Raw genomic sequence first — 11445 nt, 5'->3', positions numbered from 1 at the left:
GTCAGTCGGCGTGTCGCAGCACGTCCAGAAACGCATCACCAAAGCGTTCCGTACGGCGTTCACCCAGAATTCTATTCATCGCAGTCATGTCGCTGGGACGAGAGCTGGCAACTTTTGCCAACAAAGACGCCGAACAACTCATCGGCTTGTCGATCCCGTCGGGGCCGCGCATCAGTTCAGACTGCACTTCGAGTAATTGATCGTAGACAGACGCACTTTGGTGTCCGGCAATCTTGCGTCGACTCGGATGCATCTCGTCGGCCGCCCCGTTGATCACCTCAAGAAAGGCATCACCATAGGTGGCCAACTTCTTGGCGCCTACACCGCCAACCTGCGCCATTTGATCCAAATTCGCGGGGCGGCTTTCGGCCATTTCGGCCAAGGTTTTGTCGTTGAAAATAATATAGGCCGGCACCTTTGCGGCCTCAGCCAACGCGCGGCGCTTTGCCTTGAGGGCCGACATCAGCGGGGTGTTTTCCTCACTGACCAACGTTTTCACTGCCGGACGGCGTGCCGCTGTTTTGATGGTATCCCGTCGAAGCTCCACAGATTGCTGCCCCTTCAAAACCGGAAGGGCACAATCTGTCATGGTCAGAGCACCATGACGTTCTGGATTTGGTCGCACGAGGTCATGACCCATCATCTGACGAAAAACGGCCTGCCATTGGCGTTTATCATATTCTTTGCCCACGCCGAAGGTCGGCAAACTGTCATGACCGCGCTCGCGCACACGGTCGGTTTCATTGCCAAGAAGAATGTCGATCAGATGTCCGGAGCCGAACCATTCTTCTGTACGCAGGATGGCGGAAAGCGCTTTGCGGACCGCTTCGGTCCCGTCAAAGACATCTGCGGGGGTGTCGCAAAGATCGCATTTGCCACAGGTCACTTCGGTTTCGCCAAAGTATGCGAGCAGTTTTTCCCGCCGGCATCGCAAAGCCTCGGCCAATCCAAGCAACGCATTCAATCGCGCATGGTCCGCGGCACGGCGTTCTGGCGGTGCGAGCCCTTCGTCGATCTGGGAGCGCCGCAGGCGAATATCGTCTGGGCCAAAAAGCGTCAGCGTTTCCGCAGGCCCGCCATCGCGTCCAGCGCGGCCAATTTCCTGATAGTAGGATTCGATTGATTTCGGCAAATCGGCGTGGGCAACCCACCGGATATCAGGCTTGTCCACACCCATACCAAAAGCGACGGTTGCCACCACAATCAGGCCGTCCTCCTGTTGAAACCGGACTTCGGTATCACGACGATCGGCGGCCTCCATTCCCCCATGATAATGCAGCGCGGAATGTCCGTCTTCGCGCAGAGCCTTGGCCAGAGTTTCAGTCTTGGCTCGCGTGCCGCAATACACGATTCCGGACTGCCCTTTGCGCCCAGCGGCAAATTGCAAAATCTGGCGTCGGGGATTGTCTTTGGCAGCGAAGGCAAGATGAATATTGGGCCGATCAAACCCGTGCAAAAATGTCTGGGGTGCAAGGCCCCCAAACAGCCTTTCAACGATCTCGGCGCGGGTTTCCGCATCCGCTGTGGCAGTGAAGGCGGCGACCGGGACATCCAGCGCCCGCTGCAACTCGCCAATTCGCAAATAGTCGGGGCGAAAATCATGCCCCCATTGGCTGACGCAATGTGCCTCATCTACAGCTATCAGAGACACGTTGATATCGCGCAGCATTCCCAAAGCCGCGTGCGACCCAAGGCGTTCTGGCGCGATATACAACAGTTTCAGTCTGCCATCGCCGAGTGCATCCCAAACCTGAGATGTTTCCTCATCCGTATTTCCGGAGGTCAGCGCGCCAGCCTCGACACCGCTTTCGCGCAGAGCCCGCACCTGATCCCGCATCAAGGCAATCAGAGGGGAAATCACCACGGTGACACCATCGCGCAAAAGTGCGGGAAGCTGAAAACACAAGGATTTGCCACCGCCGGTCGGCATAATCGCAAGCACGTTGTCGCCACGCGTCACCGCGTCAACGATTTCTTCCTGACCTGGGCGGAAGTTTTCAAAGCCGAATACATCGCTCAAAACCGTGGCAGCGGCTGGCATATGGGACCTGTTTCTTGGGGCAGTCTGCTCTTTGTCAGACTGTCCCACAGGCACCGATCGGGGGCAAGGGGGTCCCGCCTAGAACAGAATAGTCGGGAGGATATAATCGCGCAGCGAGATGATGATGATAAAGACCACCAACGGTGCCAGATCAAGAGGTCGTGTATCAGGCAGGATGCGGCGCACCGGTTCGTAGATCGGCTCAAGCAGGCGGTTCAGACCCATCCAGATCTGCCCGACAATCGGCTGGCGCAGATTCAAGACCTGAAAATTGATCAGCCAGCTCATGATGATGTGCACGATCATTATGAAAAAGGCGACGTCCAGAATGAGCTTTAGCGGGCCATAGATTGCCATCATCGCCAAGGATCCTTTTTGTTGGTTTCGGCCAACAATTAAGCACCCTCAGACGGAATCACAAGCCTGTCGCGGGTTCACGGTTGACGATCCGTTGCAACAGGCGTTGAAGGCCCACATCGCAACCTAGCAAGGACCGAGTCGATGTATCCCATCATGCGAATGGTCAAAGAAATGGTGAAGTATCGCAACGCGGCGCCTTTGCCGTTGACGGGCACGCATGTGTCAGAGCACCGATGCTGGCCGTCGGACATCGATTTGTGGATGGAGCTCAACAACGGGCGTACACTCACGCTTTTTGATTTGGGCCGCATACCCTTGGCGCGACGTATAGGTTTAATTGAAACCTTGCGGTCAAATCGGTGGGGCATGACGATGGCCGGAGTGTCCGTTCGATATCGCCGCCGGATACGCACATTCGAGAAAATCACGATGCGCAGTCGCGCGGTGTATTGGGATGACAAATTTGTTTATCTGGAACAAACCATGTGGAAGCAGAATGGCGAATGCGCCAATCAGGCGTTGTATCGGGCTGCAATCACCGGCAGCAACGGCATCGTGCCTCCTGACACCGTGATGAACGCCTTGCCCGTGAAGGCACCACGACCGTTGGCACCCGCGTGGGTCATGAATTGGATCGAGGCCGACGCAACAAGACCTTGGCCGCCAGAGCAGGATTAACTTGCTATTAATCCGGACTGGCGGTCTAAGTATGGAAAAACATACTGGGGACGGGGATGTCTGAGGTTTCCGCGCGTAAGCGCATCTGGGGCTGGTTTTTCTTTGATTGGGCAAGTCAGCCGTACAACACCTTGTTGATCACCTTTATTTTTGCGCCATACATCAAGGATTTGATCGGTGATGGCGCCGAAGCACAGGCTGCATGGGGATTTGGCATCGCCGCAGCAGGTGTTGTGATCGCGATCATGGCGCCTATCCTCGGGGCAATGGCCGATACCTTTGGCAACCGGCTTCGCTGGATCTGGCTCTTTTCCATCATGTATGTCTGCGGCTCTTTTGGTCTGTGGTGGGCGGCACCGGGGAGCTTTAACCTGACGTGGACCTTGACGCTTTTTGCGATTGGTATGATCGGGATGGAATTCGCCACGATCTTCACCAACTCAATGCTGCCCGATCTTGGCAACAAAGAAGAGCTGGGGCGCATTTCCGGAAACGGCTGGGCATTTGGGTACGTAGGGGGCCTGCTGGCGCTCGTGATCATGTTGACGCTTCTGGCGGAAAATGCCGAAACCGGCAAAACGCTGATCGGCATAGACCCGATTTTGGGGTTGGACGCGGAACAGCGCGAAGGCACGCGGTCGGTCGGACCGCTGACCGCGATCTGGTACATGGTGTTTATGATCCCGTTTTTCCTTTGGGTGCGTGACCCCAAACCGGCGCGACCAGCCAAGGGCGCAACGCTCAAGGCCATCAAGGACGTGGTCGGAACGGTAAAGAATCTGCCCAAAACCCCGTCGCTTTTCGCCTACCTCAGCAGCTCCATGTTCTATCGGGACGCGCTGAACGGGATGTACACCTTTGGTGGCATCTATGCGGCCGGCGTGCTGGAATGGTCCGTGGTTGATGTGGGTATCTTTGGCATTCTGGCCATCATTGCAGGTGCCATTTTTGCATGGCTTGGCGGGAAAGCGGACACCCGGTTTGGCCCCAAACCCGTCATAACGTGCTGTATTTGGGTTCTTTGCGGCGTGGCCATATCCATCGTCTTTATCTCTCGCGAAAGCGTTTTTGGCGTCGCGGTCGGCCCCGAATCCTCTCTGCCGGATCAAGCCTTTTATGTGATGGGCGTTCTGATAGGTGCCGCCGGGGGCGTCATCCAATCGGCAAGCCGTACCATGATGGTGCGTCAGGCCATTCCTGATCGCACTGCGGAATCCTTTGGCTTATATGCCCTTGCCGGCAAGGCGACCTCCTTTATCGCTCCTTTCCTGATCGGCGTCATGACTGCGATATCGGGCAGCCAACAAATTGGCGTTACACCTTTGATCGCTCTTTTCCTGCTGGGTCTGATCCTGCTACGTTGGGTCAACCCCGCAGGAGATCACAAACAATGGGACGTCGCTTCCTGATACTCCCTCTGCTGGTGGCTCTGGCCGCCTGCAAAACGCAAACGGTTGAAAATCCAACTGTCTCTACGCGTCAGGCCATCCCGGCTGCGATGCAGGGGGTTGAAGCAAAGCAGCTTTTTGGAGCCAAGCCCGCTGGTAGCGCTCAGGCGCCTGCCCCTTTTGGCAGCTATTCAAAGGGGTGCGTAGCGGGCGGTCAGCAGCTGGCGGAGACCGGCCCAACCTGGCAGGCGATGCGTTTGTCGCGGAACCGGAATTGGGGCCATCCCGAGGTCATAGACTATATTCAGACATTGTCCGCCAAGGCCGCACAACAACCCGGTTGGGAGGGTCTCTACGTTGGTGACATCAGCCAACCTCGCGGCGGGCCGATGTTATCAGGCCACCGCAGTCACCAGTTGGGATTGGATGTCGACATCTGGATGTTGCCGCCCAAACGCCTGAATCTAAGCGTGGCAGAACGAGAGAGTATTTCGTCAATTTCCATGCGCCGTGAACGGGGCGCGTTTGTGAACAGCAGTTGGACCCGGCAGCACCATGAGGTTCTCAAGGCCGCAGCCAGCGATCCGCGCGTCGCGCGAATTTTTGTTTTCCCCGGAGCAAAAGTACAAATGTGCAAGGACGCAAAAGGGGATCGGAAGTGGTTGCGAAAAATTCGACCCTGGTGGGGCCACCACTATCATTTTCATGTGCGTCTGGCGTGCCCGAAGGGGGCTCAGGGGTGTGTAGATCAAGCTTCCCCTCCGGCGGGTGATGGGTGTAAAGACGCAGAACAATGGGTGCAGGATATCCTATTCCCGCCTCCCCCCGACCCGAATGCACCGGCGCCCAAGCCGCGACGTGAACTGACTATGATGGATCTTCCTGGCCAATGCGTCGACGTTTTGCAATCTCCTTGATCGCCCTGTTTTCCTTACTTCTAAGTCTTGTCGGCCTCCCGTTTGCGCAGGCCGCGCAGGACGATCAAGCCTCGTTTCTGAGTGCGTTTCATTGGCAGTTGACCAACACTTGGTTCGGAGGGTTTTCGGCGCTCGAAGTGTCAGAAGATGGTGGCAGAATGGTTGCACTGTCTGACCGCGGGGTCTGGGTCGAGGCCGACTTGAAGCGGCAAGACGGAGAAATCATTGGTGCCGAGAATGTGCGGATGAGCCGCGTTCTGCATAGAGAGGGGCATTTTGCGAAGCACACGAAATGGCGGGATTCCGAAGGCGTTGCCCGATTGGCGGACGGGTCGCTTGTTGTTTCGTTCGAAGGGGAACACAGGCTGGAGAGCTTTTCGTTCCCCGGCGCAAAGCCACATAAGATGCCATGGCACAACGACTTCGATGCAATGTCTTTGAACGGCGGGTTTGAAGCTCTGGCTGTGGATGCCCGTGGCGTACTGTATGCTATCCCCGAAGCAGCCGTCGGTGCTGAAAACATGATCCAGATCTTTGCGCTACGGAATCGGGTTTGGACCCGCGCGTTTACTTTGCCTCGCAATAAACAGTTTCAACCGGTCGGTGCGGATTTTGGCCCCGACGGGCGACTTTATGTGCTTGAACGTGGTTTCAACGGATTGGGCTTTCGCACGCGCGTGCGGAGTTTCGAAGTTGAAAGCGGCGACGTAAGGAATGAAAAACTGTTGTTTTCCAAAGGGATAGCTCAACACGACAATCTGGAGGGGATCAGCGTGTGGCGCGACGAGGACGGCGCTATTCGGCTGACCATGATTTCAGATGACAATTTCCGCTTCTTGCAGAAGACCGAAATCGTCGAATACGTGCTGCCTGTCTCTCCTTGACCTATAGCTGACTAGCCTTTAAACGCGCTCCGTCCCGCGACGAGCGCGGGGCCAAGTCGCCGCTACCTTGTCAAAACGGGCATACAGACATGAAAACGATCCATCTTCCCGGCATTATTGCCATGGCCGCCATAGTTGTGGCCTCCAATATCCTTGTGCAGTACCTGTTCGGCCAATGGCTGACCTGGGGTGCCTTCACCTATCCTCTCGCCTTCCTTGTCACGGACATCATGAATCGCGTCTATGGCGCGCACGCAGCCCGTAGGGTTGTTGTTGTCGGCTTCGTCGTTGGCGTCATTTGTTCTCTTATCGGCACACAAGTCATGCTGCAGGGCGACGGATACACGTACCCTGCTGTCACCTTGCGTGTGGCCATTGGCTCGGGTCTTGCTTTCTTGACGGCGCAAATGACCGACGTAGCGATCTTTGATCGTTTGCGTGAGGGCGCATGGTGGCGGGCGCCGTTGGCGTCGACATTGATTGGCTCCACTCTGGATACCGCCATCTTCTTTACCATCGCTTTCTCGGACGCACTGTCCTTCATTGAGCCAGCCAACGATGTAAGCTGGGCGGGCGAAATGCTGCCCTTGTTGGGCAGCGGTCCGGTTGTCCCGTTGTGGGTGAGCCTCGGCGTCGCCGACTGGATGGTGAAGCTGAGCCTGGCTCTGCTTGCTCTTGTGCCATTCCGCATCATCGTGGGGTCTCTTACAGCCCGCACCACATGATTTTGTTTGACATATCCCCAACCTGTGGCAGGCTGGAGATACGCGAAATCATCTGAAGGGAGGTGCCCATTGTCTAGAGAAGCTATGGAGAACGAGGTCGGAACAGTTTGGATGGAGTGCAGCTGAGGCAGCCCTTGGCTGACATAAAGTCCGAATTGGTGTGATCCTAACCGACGCACCTCCAATCATCTCGAAGGGCTGTTTCCACGCGGGAAACGGCCCTTTTTGCTGCCAATCGGATCACTTTGCGCGATAAAAACACAACGTCAGTATTGCGTCGGTATAACATCGGTATCGCGTCTGTGTTGCAGCGCGCCGAGTTTTCAGCCCATATCTGTGGCACGGAATGACCTTTGGGCCGCGTCATGCGGAATTTGCTATGTTGCGCGTCAACGATGAGATCAAGATCGAGGATTGGGAACTGACCGAACAGTTCGTTCGCGCCAGCGGTCCGGGTGGGCAGAATGTGAACAAGGTCGCCACAGCTGTGGAATTGCGGTTTGAAGCCGACCGCTCACCATCCTTGTCCGCGCAGGTCAAAGCGCGCCTCAAGCGGCTGGCGGGTCGGCGCTGGACCAAGGACGGGGCCCTTGTGATCCAATGCGACGAAACCCGCAGTCAATCTCGGAACAGGGACATAGCGCGCGACCGGTTGGCAGAACTCATCCGCAAAGCATTGGTGGCACCCAAACGCCGGATCAAAACCAAACCGACCTATGGCAGCATGCAACGTCGCCTGAAATCCAAGAAGGAACGAGGCGAGGTCAAGGCAATGCGGGGCAAAGTGCAGCGCGACGATTGATCCGGGTTGCATCGCAAAGCGCGGCGGCGCAGAACTGCGTCGGGGACTTTCTGAGGGAGACATCCGGTGCAAGACATCGCAGCGCGTCGGGCGCGGCTTTTGGGGCCACATATGACCACTTTCTATCGTGAGCCAGTGCACGTTGCGCGCGGCGAGGGGGTTTGGCTTTGGGACACCGAGGGACGGCAATATCTGGATTGCTATAACAACGTGCCGCATGTTGGCCACTGCCACCCGCGTGTGGTTGACGCAATTGCCAAGCAGGCAGCGACGCTGAACACGCACACGCGGTATGTGCACGATGCCATTCTGGACTATGGCGAAGCGCTCACCGCGAAATTTGAACATGATCTCGAGAGCATGATGATGGTGTGTTCCGGATCAGAGGCCAACGACCTTGCCCTGCGTATGGCGCAAGTGATGACAGGCAAGACCGGCATCATTGGCACTGACAACACCTATCACGGCAACACAACGGCGGTCAGCCAGCTGAACTCCTCCAAGTTGCCGATTGGTGGCTATCAGGATCACGTGCGCCAAGTGCCAGCGCCTGACAATATGGTCCCCGTCGGCGGAAGCCGCGAGGGGCAGGCCGAAGCTTTTGCCAAAGGCGTTGAAAAGGCGATTGCCGAACTTGAGGCGTCCGGTCACGGGGTCTCGGCGCTGATTGTTTGCCCGTATTTTGCCAACGAAGGCTTTCCCACGTTGGAGCGCGGTTTTCTGGACCGTGCCGTTGCCGCCGTGCGCAAGGCCGGTGGTTTGATCATTGCGGATGAGGTGCAACCCGGATTTGGCAGGATTGGCAGCCATTGGTGGGGGCACGAGAAACTCGGCTTTGCGCCGGATATTGTGACCTTGGGCAAACCGATGGCCAATGGGCATCCGGTTGCTGCAGTGGTGACGCGACTTGAGATTTTGACCGCCTTTCAGGAACAGTTCAAATATTTCAACACGTTTGGCGGCAATCCGGTGAGTGCCGCTGCGGCGATGGCAGTCCTAAACGTCATTGAAGATGAAAACCTTATCTCCAATGCCGCAGATGTGGGGGCCTATACCGTTGATCTCTTGCACGATGTGGCCTCGCGCCATGAGGTGATCGCCGATGTCCGAGGCTCGGGCCTGTTTTTCGGAGCTGAGCTTTGGCGTGACGGCAAACCCGCCACGAAGCTATGCAGTTTAATGGTCGACGAGATGCGTGAGCGGGGTGTTCTTCTGCATTCCGAAGGTCGGCACGACAACACACTGAAGATCCGCCCGCCCTGTGTATTTGACCGCGCCAACGCAGATCAGCTGGCAGAAACGCTGGATGCGGCACTGGAGGCTGTGACGTGAACGATCGGGAAGCATTTGAGGCCGCACAGAAGGCGTTGCTCGCGTGGGGCGTCACAGCCAAACCAAGGCTGATCAAGAACCGTGAGAACATTGTTTTCCAAGCAGAAGGCCCCGATGGCAGCAAGGTTGCGTTGCGGCTCCATAGGCCCGGATATCAGAGTGCCGATGCGATCCGGTCAGAGCTGTGGTGGTCAGAAGCATTGGTTGAGGCTGGTATAATCGTGCCCCAAGCGATCAGAACAGATGCTGGCGACATTCTGGCGACGGGTGGTCCGCGGGTGGCCTCGATGTTGACTTGGCTTGACGGGGAACCGCTTGGCGAAGGGGACGTTCCATTGGCAATGCCCGCCGCCGAGCAGGAGGCGTTGCATGCGGCACTGGGCGCCGAATTGGCGCGGCTACACAACGCAAGCGATGCCATGGACATGGGCGACGACTTCACCAGAGAAACGATGGACATCGAGGCGCTCTTGGGAGAGCAACCGAGTTGGGGGCGTTTCTGGGAGAACCCGAGCCTGACCGCGGATGAGTCAGCCTTGTTGCTCGAGGCGCGCGCCAAAGTTCGCGAGGTGCTGGAAGCCCATGCGGAAGGTGGCGACTGGGGGTTGATCCACGGGGATGCCTTGCGGGAAAATGTTTTGGTTCAGGGGCATGCGGTTCGGTTGATCGATTTTGATGACGGTGTGTTCGGGTTCCGGATGCATGAACTCGGCATTGCCATGGCGCAGAATTTCGACCAACCAAATAGGGACGCATTGGGACGCGCGTTGCTGCGCGGGTATGGCTCCGAAAGAGTCTTGCCGGAGAATGCCGAGGCCTTGCTTGAGGCCTTTATGTTGGTGAGAGGGCTCGCGAGTTGCGGCTGGGCTATCGGGCGCTATGACGACGATCATCCGGCGATGCGCCAATACGCTGAGCGGGCGCTGGCGATCGCGCGGCGCTGGCTGGGCTAGTCGCGGCAGTATGGGTCAGACGATCACGTCCATCTTTTCTTGCTGACCCACACCAAACACCCGTTTGTAACGCTCAATCTCTTCCGCAGGGCCCATCGCCTTGTTTGGGTTGTCGGAGAGTTTCACGGTGGGCTTGCCGTTGGCCTTGACCGCTTTGCACACCATGGAGAACGGAGAAAGACCGTCGTCCGGTGTAAGCCCGCGGAAATCATTGGTCAGCAAAGTACCCCAGCCAAAGGAAATACGGGCGCGACCGGCGAATTGGTTGTGCAGCTCAACAATCTTGTCGGTGTCCAAACCGTCGGAGAAAATGATGAGCTTCTTGGTCGGGTCTTCGCCGCGATCCTTCCACCATTGGATCGCCGTTTCCGCGCCGCCGGCCGGATCGCCGCTGTCGATGCGGATACCCGTCCAGCCAGCCAGCCAATCCGGCGCGCGGTCAAGAAAGCCCTTGGTGCCATAGGTATCGGGCAGAATAACGCGCAGGTTGCCTTCGTGCTCCTCGTGCCAGTCGGCCAGAACCTTGTAGGGCGCCTGCAACAAATCGTCGTCATTTTCCGCCAAGGCCGAAAACACCATGGGCAGTTCATGTGCATTGGTGCCGATGGCCTCCAGATCACGTTTCATCGCAATCAGGCAGTTTGAGGTGCCAACGAATTTGTCACCGAGCCCTTCGACCATAGCTTGCACGCACCAATCCTGCCAAAGATAAGAATGGCGGCGGCGGGTGCCAAAATCGGCGATGCGCAGGTTGGGCAACTCGTTGAGTTTGCCGATTTTTTCCCAGAGTTTCGTCATCGCGCGTGCGTAAAGCACCTGAAGTTCGAATTTGCGCATATCGTGCAAAACCGCGCGACCGCGCAGTTCCATCAACACCGCAAGCGCTGGAATTTCCCAGAGCATAACTTCGTGCCATTTACCTTCAAACGTCAGCTCATACTGGCCGTCCCGCTTTTCGAGATGATAATCGGGCAGGCGCATGTTCTCGAACCACTCCATAAAATCGGAGCGGAACATCTGACGTTTGCCGTAAAATGTGTTGCCGCGCAGGAAGGTGCTTTCGCCACGGGTCAGAGAGAGAGACTTGATGTGGTCGAGTTGCTCGCGCAGTTCGCCCTCGTCAATCAACTCCGCAAGCCGGATGTTCTTGGACCGGTTGATCAGACTGAAGGTCACATGAGCGTCAGGACGGTTGCGAAAAATCGACTGACACATCAGCAACTTATAGAAGTCGTTGTCGATCAGAGAACGGACGATCGGGTCGATCTTCCATTTGTGGTTCCAGACGCGCGTGGCGATGTCGGACATGGTAAAAAAGGTCCATTTATCAACGTTTGAATGTTGATAGCCAGTATTGGCAAGGGG

At 56.9% G+C, this 11445-nt stretch carries 11 protein-coding genes; 8 read left to right on the top strand and 3 right to left on the bottom strand.

The genetic code is table 11. From position 1 onward, the window contains the following. Position 1 precedes the first annotated feature (1 nt). The gene (gene recQ, locus BM069_RS08860; RefSeq protein ID WP_093323060.1) at positions 2-2041 is read right to left on the bottom strand and encodes a DNA helicase RecQ; all 2040 of its coding nucleotides are present in this window, start codon (positions 2039-2041) and stop codon (positions 2-4) included. A gap of 78 nt (positions 2042-2119) precedes the next feature. Continuing rightward, positions 2120-2401 carry a YggT family protein gene (locus BM069_RS08855; protein ID WP_093323058.1) on the bottom strand — a complete coding sequence of 94 codons (282 nt, stop codon included), beginning with the start codon at positions 2399-2401 and terminating at the stop codon, positions 2120-2122. Between the two features lie 141 nt (positions 2402-2542). On the opposite strand from BM069_RS08855, the gene BM069_RS08850 reads away from it, so the two are divergent. The 8 genes from BM069_RS08850 to BM069_RS08815 all read left to right on the top strand — a co-directional run bounded on the left by BM069_RS08850 (position 2543) and on the right by BM069_RS08815 (position 10080). Then, positions 2543-3079 carry an acyl-CoA thioesterase gene (locus BM069_RS08850; protein ID WP_093323057.1) on the top strand — a complete coding sequence of 179 codons (537 nt, stop codon included), beginning with the start codon at positions 2543-2545 and terminating at the stop codon, positions 3077-3079. Positions 3080-3135: 56 nt separating this feature from the next. Beyond that, positions 3136-4488, top strand: a complete 1353-nt coding sequence (locus BM069_RS08845; protein ID WP_093323055.1) for an MFS transporter — start codon at positions 3136-3138, stop codon at positions 4486-4488. Positions 4489-4577: 89 nt separating this feature from the next. Beyond that, positions 4578-5384 (top strand): penicillin-insensitive murein endopeptidase, encoded by an 807-nt coding sequence (gene mepA, locus BM069_RS08840; protein WP_425288677.1) that lies wholly within the window; start codon positions 4578-4580, stop codon positions 5382-5384. Beyond that, positions 5357-6268 carry an esterase-like activity of phytase family protein gene (locus BM069_RS08835; protein ID WP_093323052.1) on the top strand — a complete coding sequence of 304 codons (912 nt, stop codon included), beginning with the start codon at positions 5357-5359 and terminating at the stop codon, positions 6266-6268. The genes mepA and BM069_RS08835 overlap by 28 nt, the downstream gene beginning before the upstream one ends. An 89-nt stretch (positions 6269-6357) precedes the next feature. After that, positions 6358-6993 carry a queuosine precursor transporter gene (locus BM069_RS08830; RefSeq protein ID WP_093323051.1) on the top strand — a complete coding sequence of 212 codons (636 nt, stop codon included), beginning with the start codon at positions 6358-6360 and terminating at the stop codon, positions 6991-6993. A gap of 379 nt (positions 6994-7372) precedes the next feature. Continuing rightward, positions 7373-7795, top strand: a complete 423-nt coding sequence (gene arfB / locus BM069_RS08825; RefSeq protein ID WP_093323543.1) for an alternative ribosome rescue aminoacyl-tRNA hydrolase ArfB — start codon at positions 7373-7375, stop codon at positions 7793-7795. Positions 7796-7861: 66 nt separating this feature from the next. Beyond that, on the top strand, positions 7862-9127 hold the full coding sequence (locus BM069_RS08820) for an aspartate aminotransferase family protein (protein WP_244503580.1): 1266 nt from the start codon (positions 7862-7864) through the stop codon (positions 9125-9127). Continuing rightward, positions 9124-10080 carry a phosphotransferase enzyme family protein gene (locus BM069_RS08815; protein WP_093323049.1) on the top strand — a complete coding sequence of 319 codons (957 nt, stop codon included), beginning with the start codon at positions 9124-9126 and terminating at the stop codon, positions 10078-10080. The genes BM069_RS08820 and BM069_RS08815 overlap by 4 nt, the downstream gene beginning before the upstream one ends. 15 nt (positions 10081-10095) lie before the next feature. On the opposite strand, the gene pncB is transcribed toward BM069_RS08815, so the two are convergent. Beyond that, positions 10096-11388, bottom strand: a complete 1293-nt coding sequence (gene pncB, locus BM069_RS08810) for a nicotinate phosphoribosyltransferase (RefSeq protein ID WP_093323048.1) — start codon at positions 11386-11388, stop codon at positions 10096-10098. Positions 11389-11445: the final 57 nt, after the last annotated feature.

This window comes from Shimia haliotis, from assembly GCF_900114415.1.
In the GTDB taxonomy this organism is placed as follows: domain Bacteria; phylum Pseudomonadota; class Alphaproteobacteria; order Rhodobacterales; family Rhodobacteraceae; genus Shimia; species Shimia haliotis.
The sequence above is the reverse complement of the archived record's forward strand: the minus strand, read 5'-3'. Positions and strand labels throughout refer to the sequence as shown.

Bases quoted from the DNA above. Each gene is read 5' to 3' on its own strand.
- recQ (WP_093323060.1), bottom strand. From the start codon at position 2,041: ATGCCAGCCGCTGCCACGGTTTTGAGCGATGTATTCGGCTTTGAAAAC.
- BM069_RS08855 (WP_093323058.1), bottom strand. From the start codon at position 2,401: ATGATGGCAATCTATGGCCCGCTAAAGCTCATTCTGGACGTCGCCTTT.
- BM069_RS08850 (WP_093323057.1), top strand. From the start codon at position 2,543: ATGTATCCCATCATGCGAATGGTCAAAGAAATGGTGAAGTATCGCAAC.
- BM069_RS08845 (WP_093323055.1), top strand. From the start codon at position 3,136: ATGTCTGAGGTTTCCGCGCGTAAGCGCATCTGGGGCTGGTTTTTCTTT.
- mepA (WP_425288677.1), top strand. From the start codon at position 4,578: ATGCAGGGGGTTGAAGCAAAGCAGCTTTTTGGAGCCAAGCCCGCTGGT.
- BM069_RS08835 (WP_093323052.1), top strand. From the start codon at position 5,357: ATGCGTCGACGTTTTGCAATCTCCTTGATCGCCCTGTTTTCCTTACTT.
- BM069_RS08830 (WP_093323051.1), top strand. From the start codon at position 6,358: ATGAAAACGATCCATCTTCCCGGCATTATTGCCATGGCCGCCATAGTT.
- arfB (WP_093323543.1), top strand. From the start codon at position 7,373: ATGTTGCGCGTCAACGATGAGATCAAGATCGAGGATTGGGAACTGACC.
- pncB (WP_093323048.1), bottom strand. From the start codon at position 11,388: ATGTCCGACATCGCCACGCGCGTCTGGAACCACAAATGGAAGATCGAC.